Annotated in this window: 20 protein-coding genes; 6 read left to right on the top strand and 14 right to left on the bottom strand. The window is 70.5% G+C overall.

The annotated features are described in order from the left end of the window. Positions 1-21 precede the first annotated feature (21 nt). Positions 22-789: a type I methionyl aminopeptidase gene (gene map / locus ACIP79_RS24135; protein WP_401226569.1), complete on the top strand. Its 768-nt coding sequence runs from the start codon at positions 22-24 to the stop codon at positions 787-789. A 125-nt stretch (positions 790-914) separates the two neighbouring features. Here map and ggt read toward each other — a convergent pair whose 3' ends face one another. Beyond that, complete coding sequence (gene ggt / locus ACIP79_RS24130; protein ID WP_401226567.1) at positions 915-2,717, bottom strand: gamma-glutamyltransferase; 1,803 nt, start codon at positions 2,715-2,717, stop codon at positions 915-917. 104 nt (positions 2,718-2,821) lie between these two features. On the opposite strand from ggt, the gene ACIP79_RS24125 reads away from it, so the two are divergent. Further along, entirely contained in the window at positions 2,822-3,574 is a 753-nt protein-coding gene (locus ACIP79_RS24125; protein ID WP_383689091.1) for a hypothetical protein, read from the top strand. A gap of 180 nt (positions 3,575-3,754) precedes the next feature. Here the strand turns inward: ACIP79_RS24125 and ACIP79_RS24120 are convergent, their stop codons facing one another. The 9 genes from ACIP79_RS24120 to ACIP79_RS24080 form a co-directional block, all read right to left on the bottom strand. After that, positions 3,755-4,645, bottom strand: a complete 891-nt coding sequence (locus ACIP79_RS24120; protein WP_401226565.1) for an amino acid ABC transporter permease — start codon at positions 4,643-4,645, stop codon at positions 3,755-3,757. Further along, positions 4,642-5,286, bottom strand: coding sequence for an amino acid ABC transporter permease (locus ACIP79_RS24115; protein ID WP_401226563.1), 645 nt, complete (start codon positions 5,284-5,286; stop codon positions 4,642-4,644). The genes ACIP79_RS24120 and ACIP79_RS24115 overlap by 4 nt, the downstream gene beginning before the upstream one ends. Positions 5,287-5,293: 7 nt before the next feature. Continuing rightward, a complete protein-coding gene (locus tag ACIP79_RS24110; protein WP_401226562.1) occupies positions 5,294-6,211 on the bottom strand; it encodes a glutamate ABC transporter substrate-binding protein in 918 nt (305 codons plus the stop codon). A gap of 17 nt (positions 6,212-6,228) precedes the next feature. Further along, complete coding sequence (locus ACIP79_RS24105) at positions 6,229-6,972, bottom strand: amino acid ABC transporter ATP-binding protein (RefSeq protein ID WP_401226560.1); 744 nt, start codon at positions 6,970-6,972, stop codon at positions 6,229-6,231. Between the two features lie 108 nt (positions 6,973-7,080). Then, positions 7,081-7,521 carry a DUF6278 family protein gene (locus ACIP79_RS24100; RefSeq protein WP_401226558.1) on the bottom strand — a complete coding sequence of 147 codons (441 nt, stop codon included), beginning with the start codon at positions 7,519-7,521 and terminating at the stop codon, positions 7,081-7,083. Positions 7,522-7,719: 198 nt separating this feature from the next. After that, the gene (locus tag ACIP79_RS24095) at positions 7,720-8,499 is read right to left on the bottom strand and encodes an exodeoxyribonuclease III (protein ID WP_401226557.1); all 780 of its coding nucleotides are present in this window, start codon (positions 8,497-8,499) and stop codon (positions 7,720-7,722) included. A 67-nt stretch (positions 8,500-8,566) separates the two neighbouring features. Further along, a complete protein-coding gene (locus tag ACIP79_RS24090) occupies positions 8,567-9,202 on the bottom strand; it encodes an MBL fold metallo-hydrolase (RefSeq protein WP_401226728.1) in 636 nt (211 codons plus the stop codon). 91 nt (positions 9,203-9,293) lie between these two features. Further along, positions 9,294-10,574 carry a 4-carboxymuconolactone decarboxylase gene (gene pcaC / locus ACIP79_RS24085; RefSeq protein ID WP_401226555.1) on the bottom strand — a complete coding sequence of 427 codons (1,281 nt, stop codon included), beginning with the start codon at positions 10,572-10,574 and terminating at the stop codon, positions 9,294-9,296. 233 nt (positions 10,575-10,807) lie between these two features. Continuing rightward, positions 10,808-11,674: a LysR family transcriptional regulator gene (locus tag ACIP79_RS24080; RefSeq protein ID WP_401226553.1), complete on the bottom strand. Its 867-nt coding sequence runs from the start codon at positions 11,672-11,674 to the stop codon at positions 10,808-10,810. 94 nt (positions 11,675-11,768) lie between these two features. On the opposite strand from ACIP79_RS24080, the gene ACIP79_RS24075 reads away from it, so the two are divergent. Together ACIP79_RS24075 and ACIP79_RS24070 are read left to right on the top strand one after the other, a co-directional pair. After that, positions 11,769-12,086, top strand: coding sequence for a hypothetical protein (locus ACIP79_RS24075; protein ID WP_401226551.1), 318 nt, complete (start codon positions 11,769-11,771; stop codon positions 12,084-12,086). 235 nt (positions 12,087-12,321) lie between these two features. Next, positions 12,322-12,762 (top strand): hypothetical protein, encoded by a 441-nt coding sequence (locus ACIP79_RS24070; protein ID WP_401226550.1) that lies wholly within the window; start codon positions 12,322-12,324, stop codon positions 12,760-12,762. A gap of 6 nt (positions 12,763-12,768) precedes the next feature. Here ACIP79_RS24070 and ACIP79_RS24065 read toward each other — a convergent pair whose 3' ends face one another. Beyond that, positions 12,769-12,981 (bottom strand): hypothetical protein, encoded by a 213-nt coding sequence (locus ACIP79_RS24065; protein WP_401226548.1) that lies wholly within the window; start codon positions 12,979-12,981, stop codon positions 12,769-12,771. A gap of 199 nt (positions 12,982-13,180) precedes the next feature. On the opposite strand from ACIP79_RS24065, the gene ACIP79_RS24060 reads away from it, so the two are divergent. Next, positions 13,181-13,642, top strand: a complete 462-nt coding sequence (locus ACIP79_RS24060; RefSeq protein ID WP_401226547.1) for an ATP-binding protein — start codon at positions 13,181-13,183, stop codon at positions 13,640-13,642. 43 nt (positions 13,643-13,685) lie between these two features. On the opposite strand, the gene uvrA is transcribed toward ACIP79_RS24060, so the two are convergent. The 3 genes from uvrA to ACIP79_RS24045 are packed head-to-tail and all read right to left on the bottom strand — an operon-like array spanning position 13,686 to position 18,400. Then, on the bottom strand, positions 13,686-16,175 hold the full coding sequence (gene uvrA / locus ACIP79_RS24055) for an excinuclease ABC subunit UvrA (protein ID WP_401226546.1): 2,490 nt from the start codon (positions 16,173-16,175) through the stop codon (positions 13,686-13,688). 46 nt (positions 16,176-16,221) lie between these two features. Then, positions 16,222-17,733 (bottom strand): sensor histidine kinase, encoded by a 1,512-nt coding sequence (locus ACIP79_RS24050; RefSeq protein WP_401226545.1) that lies wholly within the window; start codon positions 17,731-17,733, stop codon positions 16,222-16,224. After that, positions 17,720-18,400 (bottom strand): response regulator transcription factor, encoded by a 681-nt coding sequence (locus ACIP79_RS24045; protein ID WP_401226544.1) that lies wholly within the window; start codon positions 18,398-18,400, stop codon positions 17,720-17,722. The genes ACIP79_RS24050 and ACIP79_RS24045 overlap by 14 nt, the downstream gene beginning before the upstream one ends. A 127-nt stretch (positions 18,401-18,527) precedes the next feature. On the opposite strand from ACIP79_RS24045, the gene ACIP79_RS24040 reads away from it, so the two are divergent. Next, positions 18,528-20,042 (top strand): glycosyltransferase family 39 protein, encoded by a 1,515-nt coding sequence (locus ACIP79_RS24040; RefSeq protein WP_401226543.1) that lies wholly within the window; start codon positions 18,528-18,530, stop codon positions 20,040-20,042. The last annotated feature ends 10 nt before the right edge of the window (positions 20,043-20,052 follow it).

Here is a 20,052-nt window from a genome sequence, read left to right as displayed (position 1 = left end):
AATGCCGGTATAGTAATTGGCATGGTGGAACTGAAGACGGACACGTCGATCGACGAGATGTACGAAGCGGGCCAGGTGGTGGGCCGGGCCCTGACAGCGGTGCGGGAGGCCTCCGACGTGGGCGTCTCGCTCCTGGAACTGGACGAGATCGCGCACCAGGTCCTGCGCGACGCGGGCGCGGGCTCCCCATTCCTGAACTACCACCCCTCCTTCGCGCCCACCCCGTTCCCCGCCGTCATCTGCGCCTCCGTGAACGACGCCATCGTGCACGGCATCCCGACCGGCTACCGGCTGCGCGACGGCGACCTGGTCTCCATCGACTTCGGCGCCGAACTGGGCGGCTGGGTGGGCGACTCGGCGATCAGCTTCACCGTCGGGACGCCGCGCCCCGCCGACGTACGCCTCATCGAGACCGCTGAGCGCGCCCTCGCGGCGGGCATCGAGGCGGCCGTGGTCGGCAACCGCATCGGGGACATCGCGCACGCCGTCGGCACCGTCTGCCGCAGCGCGGGGTACGGCATCCCGGAGGGTTTCGGCGGCCACGGCGTCGGTCGCCACATGCACGAGGACCCGCCCGTCCCGAACGAGGGCCGCCCCGGCCGCGGCCTCCCGCTGCGCCACGGGATGGTCCTGGCCATCGAGCCCATGCTCATCGGCGGCGGCACCGACGGCTTCCACGCGGCCCCAGACGGCTGGACGCTGCGCACGAACGACCGCTCCCGCGCGGCCCACGCCGAGCACACCGTGGCCATCACCGACGCGGGCCCCCGCATCCTGACGGCCCGCTGAGGGACGCACCGACGTACCCGGTGGGGCGGCGCCTGACCGCCCCACCGCTACGGCTCCACTGGACGCCGGCCGCCCCACCACTACGGCTCCGCCAGGAAACCGGTCGCCTTGCCCCTACGGCTCTTCTAGGACGCCGGCCGCACTACCATCGCCGATCCGCCGCCCCGCCGTACCGTCTCGGCCGCCGCGAGCCACTTGCCGTTGGGCAGCCGCTGCACGCCGGTCGCCGCGCCGATCTCGGGGTTCTGCCTGAAGGCCTGCCCGACCGACTCCAACTGAGCCCTCAACGGGCTGTTCCACAGGCCCGGTTCGAGCTCGGTGGTGGTCTGGTTGCGCTGGCTCGCGCGCGGCGCGGCGATCGCGTCCACCAGCGGCAGGTCACGGTCGACGACGCCCGTCAGGGTCTGCAGGACGGTCGTGATGATGGTCGCGCCACCCGGCGAACCGAGCGCCACGACCGGCCTGTCGTGCCCGTCGAGCACGATCGTCGGCGAGATGGAGGAGCGCGGCCGCTTCCCGGGGCCCGGCAGGTTCGGGTCGGGCACGGCCGGGTTGGCCGGGGTGAAGGAGAAGTCCGTCAGCTCGTTGTTGAGGATGAAGCCGCGGCCCGGGACCGTGATGCCGCTGCCGCCGGTCTGTTCGATGGTCAGGGTGTACGCGACGACGTTGCCCCACTTATCGGCCACCGTCAGATGCGTGGTGTTCTCACCCTCGTACGTCGTCGGGGCCGCCGTACCGGCCGTCGAGCAGCCCGCCGGGTCGCGCGGGTCACCCGGCGCCAGCGGGCTCGTCAGGGTCGCGTCGTCCCTGATCAGGCACTCCCGCGAGTCGGCGTACCGCTGCGACAGCAGTTCCTTCGTCGGTACGTCCTCGAAGGCGGGGTCGCCCACCCAGCGCCCCCGGTCCGCGAACGCGATCCGGCTCGCCTCGATGAAGCGGTGCAGGTACCGCGCCTCGCTCGCCTTCGAGAGGTCGGTCCGCTCAAGGATGTTGAGCGCCTCGCCGACCGTGGTGCCGCCCGAGGAGGACGGGGCGATCGAGTAGACGCCCAGACCGCGGTACGAGGTCCTGGTCGGCGCCTGCCGCTTCGCCTCGTACGCCGCGAGGTCGTCGAGCGACAACTCGCCGGGGCGGGCGTTGTAGCCCGAACCCGGGTCCACCGGGGGCTTGTTCACCGTGTCGACGATCTCCTGGCCGAGGCGTCCGTGGTAGATCGCGCCGACGCCCTTCCTGCCCAACTCCTGGTAGGTGCGTGCCAGATCGGGGTTCTTGAAGGTCGAGCCGATCACCGGCAGCGAGCCGCCGGGGAGGAACAGCTCGGCGGTGTCGGGGAAGTTCCGGAAGCGGGCCTCGTTGGACTCGGTCTGCGAACGGAAGGTGGCGTCCACCGTGAACCCGTCGCGCGCGAGGCGCTCGGCGGGCTTCAGTACCGTGCTCAGCCGCTCGCTGCCCCAGCTCTCCAGCGCCGTCCGCCAGGTCGCGGGCGTGCCCGGTGTACCCACACCCAGCCCGCTGGTGACGGCGTCCGCGAAGGGGATCGGCTGTCCGTTCTCCAGGAAGAGCCCCGGGTCGGCGGTCAGCGGCGCCGTCTCACGGCCGTCGATGGTGTGCACCTTGCGGGACTTGGCGTCGTAGTAGACGAAGTAGCCGCCCCCTCCGATGCCGGACGAGTACGGCTCGGTGACTCCGAGAGCCGCCGCCGTGGCGACCGCCGCGTCCACCGCGTTGCCGCCCTTCCGCAGGACCTCGATCCCGGCGGCGGACGCGTCCGTGTCGACACTGGCCACCGCACCGCCGTAGCCGACGGCCACCGGCACCTTCCGCGCGGCGGCACCGCCGGCCGCGGACGGCGGTGCCGCCGCGCCGACCGACACCACCGCGGCCGAAACCGCCAAGACCGCCAGATTCCGCGCAACAGGGCGACGCATCCGTACCTCCAGTCAACAGCCGTCCGCGCAGCGTAACTTCAGCGCGGTGCTGCCGCCAGGACCCCCTCGAACACCGTTCCGCATTCCCGCTAACATGCGCGCCCATGAATGACGACGTGCGCAACCTCGTCCTGGGCGTGCTCGCCGCCGGCATCAGTGCCGCGCTCGGCTGGCTCGCCCGTACGTATCTGTGGAAGCGCAAGCTCCGCCGCAAGCAGGCCTTCTTCGGACTCCCCGCCAACTCCGAGTCGCTCCTGGTGGTCAACCGCGAGGCCGGCGGCCCCGAGCTCACCGTGATGCGCCACGACGTGTTCGCGCTGCTCGAACTCTCCGCCCTGATCAAGGACTGCGGCGCCCACGCGCAGGTGATCGCGCACGACGCGGCACAGCAGGGCTTCGGGGAACGCACCGAGTTCTGCGTGGGCGGACCGGCGTCGAACCGGCGGATGGCCGCGCACCTGCACTCCCTGCTGCCGGGCATACGCGTCAACACCGACGCCGAACCGGGCCCGGACCGGGGCGCGTTCCAGGTCGGCACCGAGCGCTACCGCCTGGAGTCGGGCAAGGGCGAGTACGCGATCCTGGCCCGGCTCACCGCCGGCAACACGGCGAGACCCGTCTTCCTCTTCTGCGGCCAGCGCGCGATCACCAACCAGGCGGCCTCCCGCTACCTGGCCCGCAACCACGAACGGCTCGCCCGCAAGCACGGCAACAACTCCTTCGTCCTCCTCCTGAAGATCGTGAACTCGCAGGCGTACGGACCCGATGTCGTCGAACTCGTGGCAGACGTGACCCGCGCGGCGCAGACCCCGACGCCGGAGGCGACCGCGGCCCGGAACTCCCACCGCGCCTCGTAGGCCCGAGGGGAGCGGAACCGCAGTCGCGTACCTCTACGGCCTGGGCCCGCACAACCCGTCCGGCGCGCAGCTGACCTTCTCCTCGCCGGAGCACGACCCGACGTGATGTGTCGGTGCCCCCGCGCTAGAAGTGATCTCCGGCTGCCGCCGGTCGGGTTGAGGACCTGTCTGCTGCTCCCCCTACGACCTCGGGGTTGTGGGGGGACCCCCACCCGGCAGCAGCGTCCCTGGTTCGGCCGGTGCCACGTCCACGGCCTCGGTCTTGGGACTGCGCTGCTCCCGCCGGGACACCCACTGGGCGAACCAGCTGAGCAGCATGCACATCCCGATGTAGATCGGTGAGATCACCATCACCACGGGGATGAACGGCAAATCGTAGTCGAGGTTCGAGGCGATGAGCTTCCCGGCATGGAGAAACTCCTCGTAGGTGATCAGATAGCCGAGCGAGGTGTCCTTGAGTGCCACCACCAGCTGGCTGATGATGGTGGGCAGCATGGACCGGACGGCCTGCGGTACGAGGACGTACGACATGACCTGGGTCTTGCGCATGCCGAGCGCGAACGCCGCCTCCCGCTGGCCGCGCTCGACCGCGTTGACGCCCGAGCGGAAGACCTCGGCGAGCACCGAGCCGTTGTAGAGCGTCAGCCCGGCGACCAGCGCCGGCAGCGGCTGCACCTTGAGCGCCACGAAGATGAAGAAGATCATCACCAGTACGGGCATGGCGCGGAAGAACTCGACGAGCAGTGTGGAGACCCAGCGCACCGGCCGGTGGTCCGACAGCCGGCCGGCCGCGAGGACGGCGCCCAGTGCCAGCGACAGCACGGCGGCGATAGCGAAGGCCTTGAGCGTGTTGCCGAGACCCTTCAGCAGCAGCTCCTGAATGCCCTTGTACTCGAAGGGCATCCACTTCGTGTACGTGAACTGGTCGGTGTCGAACAGGAGATACAGGACCCAGCCGACGAGCCCGAGGATCACGGCGGTGGAGAGGATCCCGTACGTCCGGTGCCGTTGACGGGTCTTGGGGCCGGGGATGTCGTAGAGGGCGGTGGATTCGGTGGCGGTGGCGGTCATCGGGCGACTCCCCAGCGCTTTTCGAGGACATTGAAGACCGCGCTGATGGCGAGGGTGATGATCAGGTAGCCGACGGCGATCCAGATGAAGGTCCAGACGATGTTGTAGCCGAGTTCGCTGAGGATCTTGTACGTGCCTAGCAGTTCGGTGACGCTGAACGCCCCGGCGATCGCCGAGTTCTTGGCGAGCGCGATGAGGGTGGAGCCGACCGACGGGATCACCGAGCGGAAGGCCTGCGGCAGGACGACCAGGGACAGGGTCTGCCCGAACGTCATACCGAGGCTGCGTGCGGCCTCGCCCTGCCCCTTGGGCACGGTGTTGATGCCCGACCGCAGGGCCTCGCAGATGAACGCCGAGGTGTAGCAGCCGAGCGCCAGGATCGCGAACACCTGGAAGGGCAGCACGAGTCCGAAGCGCGGCAGGCCGAGCAGTACCGCGAAGAACAGCAGGGTGAGCGGGGTGTTGCGGAGCACCGTCACCCATGCCGTGCCCAGCGCCCGCAGGGAGCCGACGGGCGCGACCCGGAACGACGCCATCACGAAACCGAGCGCGAGGGCCAACAGCGATGCGTAGAAGGTGAGTTCGACGGTGCCGAGAAATCCCTCGCCGAACGTGGAGAAGTTGTCCGTCAGTACGTTCACGCCGGCCTCAACTCCCCTGGTAGCGGTCGATCTTGGGCGGTGCGGGCGCGGGCACGCCGGACAGGCCGAGCGTCGCCTCGTACGCCTTCTTCCAGTCGCCGTTCTTCTCGCGGGCCTCCAACGCGTCGTCGAGCGCGAACCGCAGCGCGTCGTCGCCGCGCGGTACGCCGATGCCGTACGGCTCCTCGGAGAACGGCTTGCCGACGACCTTGAGTTCGTCGGGCACCTTCGCCGCGTAGCCGATCAGGATGGCGTCGTCGGTGGTGACGGCGTCGACCTGGTAGGTGAGCAGGTTGTCGACACAGACCGAGTACGTGTCGTACGAGACGAGCTTCGCCTTCGGGTAGTCCGACTTGATGCGCTGGTACGGGGTCGATCCGGCCGCCGAGCAGACGGTCCTGCCGGCGAGATCCTGGGGGCCGTGGATGTCGTCCTCGTCCGTGCGCACCAGCAGTGACTGACCCGCCATGTAGTACGGGCCCGCGAAGCCGACGAGCTTCTTGCGCAGGTCGTTGATGGTGTAGGTACCGACGTAGTAGTCGATCTGGCCGTTCTGCAGGGCGGTTTCGCGGTTCGCCGAGGCGATCGTCCTGAAGCGGACCGTCCTGGGGGCGAAGCCGAGGGAGGCCGACATCATCCTGGCGATCTCGATGTCGAAGCCGGAGTAGGCGCCGCTCGCCGGGTCCTTCTCGCCCAGGTAGGGCTGGTCCTCCTTGGCGCCGACGGTGAGGTGGCCGCGCTTCCTGGCCCGCTCCCAGGTGGGCGAGGAGGGGAGCTGGAAGCCCTGGACGACCTGGTAGTCGGGCAGTTGGCCGGCGGCGGGCCCCTTGGTGGGCGGGCTGCCCTCCTTGCCGCAGGCCGCGGCGGTGGCGATCAGTGCCGTGAGCGCCACGAGGGCACGGCACACACGTGTCGTAGGGATCATGCGGTGCGCTCCCCCGCTCAGTGTTTGAGGATCTTGGAGAGGAAATCCTTGGCGCGCTCGCTGCGCGGAGTGGTGAAGAACTCCTCCGGGGCGCGGTCCTCGACGATGCGACCGTCGGACATGAAGACGACACGGTTGGCGGCGGAGCGCGCGAAGCCCATCTCGTGGGTGACGACGACCATCGTCATCCCCTCACGCGCCAACTGCTGCATGACTTCGAGGACTTCATTGATCATCTCGGGGTCCAGTGCCGAGGTCGGCTCGTCGAACAGCAGGGCCTTCGGGTCCATGGCGAGGGCGCGGGCGATGGCCACGCGCTGCTGCTGTCCGCCGGAGAGCTGCGCCGGGTACTTCGGAGCCTGTGAGGCGAGGCCCACGCGGTCCAGGATTTCCAGGGAGCGCCTGTCGGCCTCCTCGCGCTTGCGGCCGCGGACCTTGACCTGGGCGAGGGAGACGTTCTGGAGGATCGTCTTGTGGGCGAAGAGGTTGAAGGACTGGAAGACCATGCCCACTTCGGCGCGGAGCTGGGCGAGGGCCTTGCCCTCCTCCGGGAGCGGCTTGCCGTCGAGCTTGATCGTCCCCGACGCGATGGTCTCCAGCCGGTTGATCGCCCTGCACAGTGTCGACTTGCCCGACCCCGACGGGCCGATGACGACGACCACCTCCCCCTTGCCCACGGTGAGGTTGATGTCCTGAAGGACATGCAACTCCCCGAAGTACTTGTTCACGTCATGCAGCTCGATCAACGGATCGACAGCCATGCCCGGCCCTACCCACTCTCAGCTGTGTCGCAGTCGCCGAAAACTATCCGGACAAGAATGGACTTACCGCGCGACACGCACCTTCCGGGCATTAGCCGTATTTTGCGGTTAGCCCTCCGACACCTCCGCGTACAGCTGGGAGAGTTCGGGCTCGCCACTGGACGCCCAGGTGTGTCCGGCGGCGACCACGTCGAACTCCCGGCCGGACGGCAGCCGCACCACGGGATGGCCGTTGGGCCAGATCTGCCAGACGGCTCCGGGCACGGTGCGCACGATCACCGTGCCGACGTAGAGACCGGCGTCGTTGCCGAGCCAGGGCAGGCTCTCCTCGTCGTCCCGCCAGCGGGGCAGCAGTTGGTCGAGCGCCTCCAACGAGGCGACGGAGTCGTCGAGTTCGACCCCCGCCAACTCCGCCTGGGAGCGCAGCAGATCACACTCGGAGAGCAGTTCGGTGACACCCCCGGAGTCGGCCTCGCCGTCGGAGAACACCGCGACGCCGAAGGCGGGGTCACGCTTCTTGCGCCAGTTGCCGAGGAAGGGGATGTTCATCAGCCCAGCGTGTCATTCACGTCACCGTGCGCACCACAGGCGCGCGGGGTCGCGTGTTCGAGAGGTGTTCCCCTCAGTGCGGGCCGCGCCCCAAGTCGGCGCCGGGCCAAGGGAGATCAGCCACCACGACCCGGGATACCGCGCCGGGGCGGGCGTTCCCGCGCTGGGGCGGGCGTCTCCGCGCCGGGCGGGCGTCTCCTACACGTCCAGGTCCACCACGACCGGCGCGTGGTCCGACGCGCCCTTGCCCTTGCGCTCCTCGCGGTCCACATAGGCGTCGGTGACGGCCTTGGAGAACGGCTCGTTCCCGTAGACTAGGTCGATGCGCATGCCGCGGTTCTTCGGGAAGCCCAGCTGGCGGTAGTCCCAGTACGTGAACGGGTGGTCGTACTTGAGGGGGCGCGGGACCACGTCCGTGAGGCCCGTCTCGCGCAGGGCGGCCAGGGCGGCGCGCTCGGCCGGGGTGACGTGGGTGGCGGCCTCGAAAAGGGCGATGTCCCAGACGTCCTCGTCCGCCGGCGCGACGTTGTAGTCCCCCAGCACCGCGAACGGCCTGCCGCCCGCCGCGTCGCCCGCGATGGCCGCCTTGAGCGCCTCGAACCACTGGATCTTGTACGCGTAGTGGGGGTTGTCCACCTCGCGGCCGTTCGGCACGTACACCGACCAGACCCGGACCGGGCCGCAGGTCGCGGAGACCGCGCGGGGCTCCTGGACGCCGTCGAAGCCGGGGTCGCCCGGCAGGCCCTTGACGATGTCCTCCAGGCCCACCCGGGAGACCACCGCCACGCCGTTCCACCGCCCCGTGGCGTTCACCGCCGACTCGTAGCCCAGCTCGCGCAGCTCGTCCGTGGGGAACTGCTCGGCGGTGGTCTTGGTCTCCTGGACGCACAGCACGTCCGTGCCGCTGCTCTCCAGCCAGGCCAGCAGCCTCGGCAGACGGGCGGTGATCGAGTTGACGTTCCAGGTGGCGATGCGCATACCTCACAACCTACCGGGCGGGTACGACAACGGGCCCGGAGGTTCCGCCCGGCGAGCGCCGGCCGCCTCAGACCTGCGCCGAGGCTCCCGGCGTGAGCCGCAGGTGCTCCGAGCCGCCCAGCGCGCCGATCTGGCTGTCGTAGATCGGCCGGGCGAGGTCGGTGAGCAGGGCGTCGTGGATGTCGTACGCGCGCCGCGGCTTGACCTCGCGGACGTACTCGATGACCTCGGAGATCTTGCTCCAGGGGGCCATGACCGGGAGCATCAGGGTCTCCACCGGGTGGTCGGGGACCGTGAGGGCGTCGCCCGGGTGGAAGACGCGCCCGGCGTCGACGAGGTAGCCCACGTTGGTGATGCGCGGGATGTCCGGGTGGATCACGGCGTGCAGTTCGCCGTGGACCTGGACGTCGAAGCCCGCGGCGGTGAACGTGTCGCCGTGCCCGACGGTGTGCACGCGGCCCGGGAACGCCGCCGAGATCTTGTCGGCGACCGCCTTCAGCGTCCAGATCTCGGCCGCCGGGTTGGCGTCGAGCCCGGCCCGCAGCCGCTCCTCGTTGAAGTGGTCGGGGTGCTCGTGGGTGATCAGGATCGCGTCCGCGCCGACCGAGGCGTCCTCCTCGCTGAAGGTGCCCGGGTCGATGACCAGCGTGCGCCCGTCCTTCTCGAGGCGGACGCAGGCGTGCGTCTTCTTCGTGAGTTTCATGTCGGTCATGACTCCATCCTGCCTCCGCCCGCGCGGCGGCGGCCCGCCCAGACCGGTGGTCCCGCTGCCAGGACGAAGATCACGGGCACGGTCACTCTTCGGGCGTGGTCTCCTCGCGGATGACCTGCTGGGCCACCTTGAAGGCGCTGTTCGCGGCGGGTACGCCGCAGTAGACGGCCGCCTGGAGGAGCACCTCTTTGATCTCCACCGGGGTGAGTCCGTTGCGGAGGGCCGCGCGGACGTGGAAGCCGAGCTCGTCCAGATGGCCGCCCGCGACGAGCGCCGTGAGCGTGACGCAGCTGCGCGAGCGCCGGTCGAGTCCGGGCCGGTCCCAGATCTCGCCCCAGGCGTACCGGGTGACGAACTCCTGGAAGTCCCCGGAGAACTCGTCCGCCGAGGCCAGCGCCCGGTCCACGTGCGCGTCGCCGAGCACCTCGCGGCGCACCTTGATCCCGGCGTCGTACGGGTCGGGCCGCCCCAGGCCCTCGGCCCGAGCGACGGGCGGCGCGATCTCCGCCACGGGCGAGGCCGACGGAGGGGGCGAGAGGACCTGCTTGACCGGGGCCGCCGGGATCGCCATCTGGCCCGTCGAGTTGTCGTAGGCGGGCTGCCAGGCGCTGGAGAAGTGCCGCACGAGGAGGTCGGTGACGGCGGCCTGCTGCTCGACGGGGACCAGGTGCGAGGCACCGGGTACGACGGCGAGCCGGGCGTCCGGTATCCCGGCGACCAGGGTGCGGGCCTCGGCGGGCCCGGTGACCTGGTCGTCGGAGCCGACGAGGACGAGGGCCGGCACACCGATGCGGGCGAGCTCAGCCCGTACGTCGAAGGCGGCGAGCGCCTCGCAGGCGGCGATGTAGCAGCCGGGGTCGGTGGTTCGCACCATCTGCACGGCCCACTCGGTGATCGCGGGCTGAGTGGCGGCGAACCCCTCCGTGAACCAGCGCTCGGGCGACATCCGGGCGATCGGGTCGAGCCCGTTCGAACGTACGATCACACCGCGCTGCCGGAACTCGTCCGCGGTTCCGAAACGCGGCGAGGCGGCGATCACGCCGAGCGAGGCGAGCCGCTCAGGATGGCGCAGCGCCAGCTCGATCCCTATGGCGGCTCCGAAGGCGCACCCCGCGTAACCGAAGCGCTGCACGCCGAGCGCGTCGAGCGTGGCCAGCAGTCTCTCGGCGAGTTCGGCGACCGAACCGGCCGGGTAGGCGGGGGCGCCGCCGTGCCCCGGCAGGTCGAAGCGGAAGATCCGCCAGTGCTTCGCCAGCTCCGGGACCTGTCGATCCCACATGTGCCAGGTGGTCCCCAGTGAGGGACCGAGGATCAGGACCGGGGCGTCCTCAGGCCCGTCAAAGCGGTATTGCAAGGTGTTCATGGGCGTCTCACTCACCCGCCTGACCCTCTCATCTTTCACGGCAGCCCCGATGAGCGGGGTCCTGGCTGCCGCGGTTCGACCAGGTGGAGGCCCTCGTTCGACCGGGCGGAGGGCCTCCCCGGCAGCGTAGCGCCCTGTCCGGACGGACCCCCACCACTTCGAGGTCACGGGCGCTGAGGTCGCCCGTGACGGGACCGGGAAAGCTACGGCGGGAAAGCAGCGGTCGTACGGGGTCAGCCCTGCGCCGCCTCCACCGCTGAGGCGACGAAGTGGGCGACCTGTCGTCGTCGGTCCTCCTGTCCCCAGGCGAGGACCAGCGCACTGCGCGGCGCGTCGGCCACCGGGACACGGACGAGCCCCGGATGCAGTGGCCGGGCCAGCGAGCGGGGCAGCACCGCGATCGTTCGTCCCAGCAGGACCATGTGCGTCAGCTCAGCGGCGTCGGCGACCTCGGGGCCGGACGCGGCGGCGGGCTCGATGCCGGGCACGCCGTTGCCGCGGACGCCCTTCCAGCGCGGCAGCGTCTCGTGGGCCAGGTCGGCGAGGGTCACCTCGCTGCGGTCGGCGAGCCGATGGTCCGGGGGCAGGATCGCCACCCTGCCCTCGACCAGGAGGGTTTCGTGGTCCAGGCCGGTCAGGTCGTCGAACGGTACGTACAGCAGCGCCACGTCCGCCCGGCCGTCACGCACGTGATCGGCGCGGTCGGTGGCCCCGCCGAACAGGATGTCCACCTGACGGGCGTCGGGCCGGTGGGCGTAGGCGGCCAGGATGCCGGACAGCAGATCCGCGTCCCCTCCGGGCTTGATCACCAGGCGCAGCCGGGACTCCCGTCGGCCCGCTCGCCGAGCCTTCTCGGCCGCCGCTTCGACCGCGAGCAGCGCATGCCGGCCGTGGTACTTCAGCGCCTCCCCCGCGGAGGTGAGGGCGACGTGCCTGCTGGATCGCTCCACCAGCACCACCCCGAGCCGGTCCTCCAGCCGCCGTACCGCCTTGGACAGGGCGGGCTGCGCGATCCCCAGCCGCCGCGCCGCCCGGCCGAAATGGAGTTCCTCGGCGAGTGCGGCGAAGTACTCCAGTTCACGGGTCTCCAGCTCGGCCATGCCGACAGAGTACCGATCCGGTCATTCCTCGGAGGAATGGATTCAGAATCCGGCTGCCTTGGACTTGACGAAGAAGCGCCAGTTCAATCGAGGCATGATTCACCACACGATGATCGTTGCCTTCGACGAACCGATTCCTGCGGACGAGCTCGACGAGTACCTCAAGGAGCTTGAGGAGCTGACCATGGGCAGCGGCGCCTTCCAGTCCTTCGCCGCCCGCCACCATCTGCGCGTCCCCAGCGACGACCACGCCCCGGTGGCAGTCGCTTCCGCGGTCGTGCGGTTCGGCATGGCCGACCTCGACGCCCTCAACGCCTCCTTCGCCCTCCCGGCCATCGGCGAGTTCATCACCAACTGGCAGGCCCGCCGCCCGTACAAGGCGATCTGGGTCAACCACGAGCCCCTCGCCTGACCCGGCCCCAGCGCGACGACGAAGCTCCTGGCAGACGAGTTCCCGGCCAAGCCGGCCCGTGCCCGCCAGGAGCTTCGCGTGCACCAACTCGGCGATCCGCCCCGTAGGCAGCGACGGCCACAGGACGCCAACCGCTTCAAACGCGTCCGCATCACGTCACAACTCCATCACCGCTGGAGGCCCAACGCCCCACCTGCCGCACGATGTTGCCACTCGTGTCATGCCAGGGGGAATCATGCGTGTCCGTACCACCACCGCGGCCATCGTCGCCGTGCTTGCCGTCGCTGTCGTTGGCTGTAGCGGCGACGATGGCGGCGACGGCAAGGCCGACACCGCCAAGAGCGCCGCGCCTGAGGCGTCGAACGCCGTGCCCGAGGCATCGAGTTCCGCGGACACCAGCGGCGCCGCCAAGAACGCCGGCATTCCGCCCGAGCCCACCGGCGCCGAGCGCGACGCCCTCCTCGCGGCCGTCATGGACGTCAACGGCAACCTCGTTCATGACGAGGACAAGGCCGTCGACGCGGCCCGCAACCAGTGCGCGGCCCTCGATGGCGGCACGGCGAACCCGGACCACAGTGCTGCCCAGCGGTTCTCCTACGACGGCGTCACACTGTCCGACGACGACGGAAAGCACATCAACCTCGCGCTGCGCAGGACGCTCTGCCCCGAGTCCTGAGCCTGATCAGGCGCCAACTCCGGCCCGGCCGCACCCTTTGTGGCCGGGCCTCTCCATACCGAGCTCGCTGACCACCTCGACGTCGGACCGTCGCCCCTGTCCCGCCTTGTCGGCGAGCCGGGCAGGGAGGATCCGGGCCATGCGCCTGGCGATCTCCGTCGGCGCGTCCGGATCCGCCAGGAGAGCCACGACCGTCACGTCCTCGGACGACACCCGCATGCCTGGACCCCTCTCATTGGCCGCCCACCGCCCAGTGTTCGCAAGTACCCGCAGAATGCCCCAAAGGCGACCTCGCGCAGTCCGCGCGGGATGGAGATGGTAGGTGTCGCATTCGGGTGGCCGTGCCGCGGGTAACGTTGCGGGCGAGGTTGGCCGCTGCCGGTGAGGGTGTCGGGCGGGAACGTGGAGGCGGACAGACATGGATCCAGCGCGGGACGGTGCCTCCGGGGCATCGCCGGGGGCTGCCGCACCGCTGGAAGCATCGCTCGCGTTCGACGGAGCCGGTGCGTGGGCCGCGGAGGCCAGGCGCCTCGCGGCGGAGTTCCTCACCGCGGTGAGGGAGTCGCACGGCATTCCGGTGGCCAGGGCCTCGGTCGAGATCGTCCAGCTGGTCGTCAGCGAACTGGTCACCAACGCCCGCAAATACGCCCCGGGTCCGGGCCGCCTGCGTCTGCGCGTGCTGGGCACCGTCCTGCACATCGACCTGTGGGACAGCAGCCCCGTGCTCCCGGCGGCCAAGGTCGCCGATCCCCGGCGCGTCGGTGAGCACGGCCTGGAGATCGTCACCTCCCTCACCCAGTCCCTCACCACAGAAGTGACACCGCACGGCAAACGCCTCACTGCCACTGTCGACGTCACCCGCACGACGCATCTCGGCTAGACGGACCGGGCGCCGTCCTCCGGGCACGCCCGGAGTGCGGTCCTCAGGAGCGCGCGAGCCGGGCCGCGAGATAGGGCGCGGTGGCACTGCGGCGGGCCCTCGCCACTTTGGCCGGCGTGCCCGCCGCGACCACCCTGCCGCCCGCGTCGCCGCCACCCGGCCCCAGGTCGATGACCCAGTCGGCGGTGGCGATCGTGTCCAGGTCGTGCTCGACGAGGACGACCGTGTTGCCGGCGTCGACGAGCCGGTGCAGTTGTCGCAGCAGCAGCGCGATGTCCGCGGGGTGCAGCCCCGCCGTCGGCTCGTCGAGCAGGTAGAGCGCGTGCCCGCGGCGGGCCCGCTGGAGTTCGGTGGCCAGTTTGATGCGTTGCGCCTCGCCACCGCTGAGTTCCGTCGCGGGCTGGCCCAGCCGCAGGTACCCCAGTCCCACCTCGCGCAACGTCTCCAGACTGCGGGAGGCCGCCGGGACCTCGGACAGGAACCCGGCGGCGGCGTCGACGGACAGCGCGAGCACCTCCGCGATGTTCTTGCCGCGGTAGGTGACCTCCAGCGTCTCGGCGTTGTACCGGGCACCCCGGCAGGTCGGGCACGGCGCGTAGGTGCCGGGCAGGAACAGCAGTTCCACCGCGACGAACCCCTCGCCCTGGCAGGTCTCGCACCGCCCTTCGGGCACGTTGAAGGAGAACCGCCCGGCCGAGTAGCCGCGCGCCCTGGCCTCGTCCGTCGCCGCGTACAGCTTGCGCACCGCGTCGAACATCCCCGTGTACGTCGCCAGGTTGGACCGGGGAGTCCGGCCGATGGGCCGTTGGTCGACCAGGACCAGCCGGTCGAACGACTCGACCCCCGCCGCGTCCTGGACGTCGACCTCAAGACGCGCCTCGTCGGGCTCAGGACCCGCCTCGTCGGGCTCCTCGGGTGCGAGTCCGAGGTGGCCGCGGACGACCTCGGCGAGCACCTGCGTCACCAGCGTCGACTTTCCGGAACCGGACACGCCCGTCACCGCCGTCAGTACGCACAGCGGTACGTCGACGGACACGTCGCGCAGATTGTGGCGGGAGACACCGCGTAGGCGCAGCCAGCCCTGCGGTGCGCGCGTGCGGTGGTCGACCGGCTGGGCGCGCCCGAACAGGTACTGGCTCGTGGCCGACTCCCCCACCCGCTCAAGACCGGCGACCGGGCCGCTGTACAACACCCGTCCGCCGCCCTCCCCGGCACCGGGACCGATGTCGACCACCCAGTCCGCCCGGCGTACGACGTCCATGTCGTGCTCCACGACGAACAGCGAGTTGCCGGCGGCCTTGAGGCGGTCCAGCACGTCCAGCAGGGGTTCCGCGTCCGCCGGGTGCAGGCCCGCGGAGGGCTCGTCGAGGACGTAGACGACGCCGAACAGCCCCGAGCGCAGCTGGGTGGCGATCCGCAGGCGCTGCGCCTCGCCGGGCGACAGGGTCGTCGAGCGGCGCCCGAGGCTGAGATATCCGAGCCCCAGGTCGAGCAGTACGTCGATCCGCGCGACCAGATCGCCGCAGATCCGGACCGCGACCTCGGTCGTCTCCCCCGACCGGGCGGTCGACGTGGTGGCGCCGGCCCCGGACCGCCTCGCGACGGGCCGCAGCAGCCTCACGGCCTCGGCGAGCGGCATCGCGTTGATCTCGGCGATGGAACGCCCGGCGAAGGTCACGGCGAGCGCCTCGGGCCGCAGTCCGCTGCCGTGACACTCGGGGCAGGGCACACTCCTGACGAACCGGAGCGCCCGTTCGCGCATCTTCTCGCTCTTGGAGTCGGCGAGGACGTGCATGACGTGCTTGCGGGCGCTCCAGAACTTGCCCTGGTAGCCGTAGTCGACGCGGTCCTCCTCCGGCTCGACGTACACGGAGGGCTGCTCGTCCGTGTACAGCAGCCAGTCCCGGTCCTTCTTCCTCAGCCTGCGCCACGGCCGGTCGATGTCGATACCCAGGCCGCTCACCACACTGCGCAGGTTGGCGCCCTGCCAGGCACCCGGCCAGGCGGCGATCGCCCCTTCGCGGATGCTCAGCGAGGGGTCCGGGACGAGCAACTCCTCGGCGACGTCGTGCACGACGCCCAGTCCGTGGCACTCCGGGCAGGCACCGGCCGCGGTGTTGGGTGAGAACGACTCGGCCTCCAGCCGTGCGGCCCGTGGCGGATAGGTGCCGGCGCGGGAGTACAGCATTCGCAGCAGATTGGACAGCGTGGTGATGGTGCCGACCGTCGAGCGCGAGCTGGGGGACCCGCGCCGCTGCTGCAGGGCCACGGCGGGTGGCAGTCCGGTGATCTCCCGCACGTGCGGTGCGCCGACCTGTTGCAACAGCCTTCGGGCGTACGGTGCCACCGACTCGAAGTAGCGCCGCTGGGCCTCCGCGTAGAGCGTGCCGAACGCGAGCGAGGACTTGCCCGAACCGGAGACCCCGGTGAAGGCGACCATCGCGTCCCGCGGAACGGCGACATCGATGTTCCGCAGGTTGTTCTCACTGGCGCCCCGGACATGCACGAAGGGGTCGCTCGCATCCTTGTCCACCCTTCCTGACTACCTGACGGCGCCGGAAACCGCGCGACGGGCACCGTCACCGGACCCCGCCCGCAGATGCCGTACGAGCATTTCCAGGAGCCGGGGCGGGGACCCGGGGAAGGCGTAGCCGGAAGCATGCTCCGCGGGGCCGGGCGGCGAGGGTGAGGGTGCCTCGGTGGCGGTGGGCCAGGTCGCGGGCGATGGCGAGGCCCAGGCCGGTGCCGCCGTGGTCGCGGGAGCGGGCGTCGTCGAGTCGGACGAAGCGTTCGAAGATGCGCTCGGCGTCCTCGGTTGGCACGCCCGGTCCGTCGTCGTGCACCGTGAGGACGACCCAGGCGTCATGGTTCCGGACGGTGATCCGGATGCGGCGTTCGGCGTGGCGGGCGGCGTTGTCGACGAGGTTGCGCAGCAGCCGTTCGTATTCGTCGGGGTCTCCGTGCGCGTGGGCGGGCTCGGTGCTGTCGCAGGTGAGGGTCAACGGCCTTTCCGTCAGGGGGTATTGCTCGGTCAGCCGGGAGGCGAGGGCTGTCAGGTCGACGGTGTCGGGGGCGGCCTTGGGGGTGGTGCGGGTGTCGAGGCGCGCGAGGAGCAGCAGGTCCTCGGCGAGGGACTGGAGACGGCGGGTCTGTCGTGCGGCGGTGGTGACGGCGGCGGGCCAGTCGGTGCGTTCCGGGTAGGCGAGCGCGACTTCCAGGCTGGCCAGCAGTGTGGTGAGGGGGCTGCGTAGTTCGTGGGCGGCGTCCGCGACGAAGCGGCGTTGCTGGGCGGCGGCGTTGTCGAGACGTTGGAGGGTGCTGTTGATGGTGGTGGCCAGGGCGGTGATCTCGTGTCCCGTGGTGGGGACGGTGACGCGTTCGCGGGGGTCGCTCGCGGTGACCGAGGCGGTGAGGACACGGATGGCCTCGACCGGTCGCAGCGCGACGCGGACGGAGAAGTAGGTGACGGCGGCGATCAGTACGAGGCCGAAGAGCCCGGCCCGGATCAGCAGGCGGTCGGTGGTCCCGGTGATCGCCTCGGCTGTGTACGGGAGCACCACCACGTAGACGCGCAGCGTGACGCCGGTGGTGACGCCCAGAGCGGCGGCTTCGTCGGCGCTGAGGTCCCCGGAAAAGATGTCGGCGGTTTCGACCTGGTGGATCCCGCCGGCCATGTCGAGGGGGTCCTTGGAGTCGTAGTCGGGGTTCGGAGGCAGGCGGACGGTGGTGGGAGGCATTTCCGCGATCCCTCCGGCCGGCGGCGGGGCAGGCATCACGTGGTGGCTGTCGGGATAGGCGTGGCTGATGGCCCCGCCTGAGGCGACAGCGGTGCGTCGGCCGGTCGCGACGACCTCGTACGGTACGACGCTTGTGGAGTCGGGAATGACACCCTGATCCAACTGTCCGGCCAGCGCCCAGAGTTGGTTCTTGGCCTGGTCCTCGGCGATCTGCATGCTGCGGCGGTGGACGTCGTGGTGCAGCCACCAGCCGATGCCGGCCAGGATGACCGCGGCGGCCGAGGCCGCGGCCAGGGCCGTTCGGGCTCGTACCGAACGCGGCCACCAGCGGCGTCGCGGCTCAGTCGCGTTCACGGTCGTCCACCAGCCGGTATCCGGTTCCCCGTACGGTCTGCAGGGACTGCCGGTCGAACGCGGCGTCCACCTTCTTGCGCAGCGCGCTGACGCGCGCCTCCACCAGGTTGGGATCCAGGGCTTCGTCGGGCCACGCGTGATAGAGCAGGTCCGCTTTGGAGACCGCCTGGCCCGCCCGGCGGGCAAGCAGTTCCAGCACGGCGAACTCCCTGGGCGTGAGTTCCACCCGGGTCCCGGCCCGGCGGCAGACCCGGCCGGCGACATCCAGGGAGAGGTCGCCCACGGCGAGGACGGGCGGGGCGACCGCGGCGGCTCGTCTGACCAGGGCCCGCAGCCGAGCGACGAGCACCAGGTAGGAGAAGGGTTTGGCCAGGTAGTCGTCGGCCCCCGTGTCCAGGGCCTCCGCCTGGTCCCAGTCACCGTCCTTCGCGGTGAGTACCAGGATGGGGGTCGCGTTGTTCTCCCGGCGCAGTTGGGCGCAGACCTTGTAGCCGTTGAGTCCGGGCAGCATCAAGTCCAGTACGACAAGGGCGTATTCGCCGGTGCGGGCCATCCACAGTCCCTGTCGGCCGTCATGGGCGAGGTCGACGCTGTAGCCCTCGGCGGTCAGACCGGTGTGCAGGGTACGGGCGAGGTCCACCTCGTCTTCGACCACCAGGATGCGCATGCGGTGCAGCCTCGCACAGCTCCGGCCGCCTTCCTGATCGGCCGGTCAGGTCGGGTCAGCATCCGGTCAACGGGGTCCCGGCACGCTGGCGGAGTTTCCTCGCCTCCGCTGAAAGGCTCTGTCGCCGATGTCCCTTGATGAACGTGCCCCCACCGCGGCCAGGACGGTTTCCCCTCCCCAACCCGCCCGTCGGCAGTCACCGGGCCCCTCCACAGCCCTTGTCGTCATCGCGCCCCTGGCGCTGGCCGTCGCTCTGGGGCTCTGGGGTATCCGCAGGAAGAACACGATGTGGGGGGACGAGTCCGTCACCTATCAGGTGGCTCGCCGCGATCTTTCGCAGATATGGCTCACCGCCCAGCAGGTGGATCTGGTCCATGCCCTCTACTACGCCGTGATGCATGAGATCTTCGGTCTCTTCGGCGCCGGGCTGCTGACGTTGCGGCTGCCGTCCGTGTTGGCGATGGCCTCGGCAGCGGCCGGAGTCGGGCTTCTGGGGTCGCGCCTGGCGGGACCGCGTGCCGGGCTGCTGGCCGGGCTGGTGTTTCCGCTCCTCCCGCAGGTGCAGAAGTACGCGCAGGAAGGCCGCTCGTACGCCATGGTGTGTGCCCTGGTCACCTGGGCCACCTATGCGCTCGTGGCCGCCGTCCCGCATCGCGCGCGGCGGCGGTGGGCGGTCTATGGCTCCACCATGCTGCTGGCCTGCCTGCTCCATGAGTTCGCCGTCCTCGCCCTGCTCGCACACGGCGTCACCCTGGTCCTCTCCCGCGTTCCACGACCGGTGCTGAGGGCGTGGAGTGCGGCTGCCGCGGGCGTGGTGGCGGGGCTGTTGCCGCTGGCGATCCGCAGTGCGGGGCAGTCGGAGCAGGTGTCCTGGATCGGCGGACCGGTGCGGCTTCGTTATTTCCTGGTGGCGGCGGTGGTGGGCATGGTGTGTGCCCTGGCACCCCTGGGGGTGAGGGGGCCCGTTCGGCTTTCCGTGCTGGCTGTGCCGATCCTGGTGCTTCCGGGCCTTCTGCTGCTGATCGTTTCACCGCTCAAGCCGCTTTTCGTCGACCGGTACGTGCTCTTCAGCAACATCGGAATCGCCTTGCTGCTGGGCGCCTGGTGGGACTACTTCCACCGGCTGCGGCGGTGTTCCCGCAGCGCGTGGATCGCGGCGGTCGCCGCACTGGCCGCGCTCGTCCCGACGAGCATGTCGCTGAGGACGCCCCAGAGCCGGAGCAACGACGCCACCGCCATCGGCGCCACCGTACGAAGGGAAGGCCGTCCCGGCGACGGGCTGCTCTATCTCTCCGGCCGGCACCGGGTCCTGACCGCGGCCAACCCCGAGGACACCCGCTTCCTGACGGATCTCGCCCTGGCACGGGACCCCGCCGCGTCGAACACACTCGGAGGTGTCGAGCTTCCCGCCCCGGACATCGCGGCACGCATGCTGGAGTTCGACCGGATCGTCGCGGTCCGCGCGGCAGGTACGTTCTCGGCGACCGACCCGCGGGAAGCAGCGAAAGCCGGCACCCTGCGACGCCACTTCCGCGAGTACGGAACAACCCGTGTCAACGGGGCGCGGATCACCGTCTATGTCCGCCACCACGCCTTCGGCACCCCTGCCGGAGCCGCGGCCCGGGTCGGGTGCGTCCTCTGACAGGGTGCGC

Source organism: Streptomyces sp. NPDC088747, from assembly GCF_044751025.1.
In the GTDB taxonomy this organism is placed as follows: Bacteria; Actinomycetota; Actinomycetes; order Streptomycetales; family Streptomycetaceae; genus Streptomyces.
The sequence above is the reverse complement of the archived record's forward strand: the minus strand, read 5'-3'. Positions and strand labels throughout refer to the sequence as shown.

What these genes read in the sequence shown, in the direction of transcription:
- ACIP79_RS24105 (WP_401226560.1), bottom strand. Translation starts at nt 6,972, where the DNA reads ATGGCTGTCGATCCGTTGATCGAGCTGCATGACGTGAACAAGTACTTC.
- ACIP79_RS24120 (WP_401226565.1), bottom strand. Translation starts at nt 4,645, where the DNA reads ATGACCGCCACCGCCACCGAATCCACCGCCCTCTACGACATCCCCGGC.
- ACIP79_RS24095 (WP_401226557.1), bottom strand. Translation starts at nt 8,499, where the DNA reads ATGCGCATCGCCACCTGGAACGTCAACTCGATCACCGCCCGTCTGCCG.
- map (WP_401226569.1), top strand. Translation starts at nt 22, where the DNA reads ATGGTGGAACTGAAGACGGACACGTCGATCGACGAGATGTACGAAGCG.
- ACIP79_RS24070 (WP_401226550.1), top strand. Translation starts at nt 12,322, where the DNA reads ATGCGTGTCCGTACCACCACCGCGGCCATCGTCGCCGTGCTTGCCGTC.
- ACIP79_RS24060 (WP_401226547.1), top strand. Translation starts at nt 13,181, where the DNA reads ATGGATCCAGCGCGGGACGGTGCCTCCGGGGCATCGCCGGGGGCTGCC.
- ggt (WP_401226567.1), bottom strand. Translation starts at nt 2,717, where the DNA reads ATGCGTCGCCCTGTTGCGCGGAATCTGGCGGTCTTGGCGGTTTCGGCC.
- ACIP79_RS24090 (WP_401226728.1), bottom strand. Translation starts at nt 9,202, where the DNA reads ATGAAACTCACGAAGAAGACGCACGCCTGCGTCCGCCTCGAGAAGGAC.
- ACIP79_RS24075 (WP_401226551.1), top strand. Translation starts at nt 11,769, where the DNA reads ATGATTCACCACACGATGATCGTTGCCTTCGACGAACCGATTCCTGCG.
- ACIP79_RS24125 (WP_383689091.1), top strand. Translation starts at nt 2,822, where the DNA reads ATGAATGACGACGTGCGCAACCTCGTCCTGGGCGTGCTCGCCGCCGGC.
- pcaC (WP_401226555.1), bottom strand. Translation starts at nt 10,574, where the DNA reads ATGAACACCTTGCAATACCGCTTTGACGGGCCTGAGGACGCCCCGGTC.
- ACIP79_RS24045 (WP_401226544.1), bottom strand. Translation starts at nt 18,400, where the DNA reads ATGCGCATCCTGGTGGTCGAAGACGAGGTGGACCTCGCCCGTACCCTG.
- ACIP79_RS24100 (WP_401226558.1), bottom strand. Translation starts at nt 7,521, where the DNA reads ATGAACATCCCCTTCCTCGGCAACTGGCGCAAGAAGCGTGACCCCGCC.
- ACIP79_RS24040 (WP_401226543.1), top strand. Translation starts at nt 18,528, where the DNA reads ATGTCCCTTGATGAACGTGCCCCCACCGCGGCCAGGACGGTTTCCCCT.
- ACIP79_RS24065 (WP_401226548.1), bottom strand. Translation starts at nt 12,981, where the DNA reads ATGCGGGTGTCGTCCGAGGACGTGACGGTCGTGGCTCTCCTGGCGGAT.
- ACIP79_RS24080 (WP_401226553.1), bottom strand. Translation starts at nt 11,674, where the DNA reads ATGGCCGAGCTGGAGACCCGTGAACTGGAGTACTTCGCCGCACTCGCC.
- ACIP79_RS24110 (WP_401226562.1), bottom strand. Translation starts at nt 6,211, where the DNA reads ATGATCCCTACGACACGTGTGTGCCGTGCCCTCGTGGCGCTCACGGCA.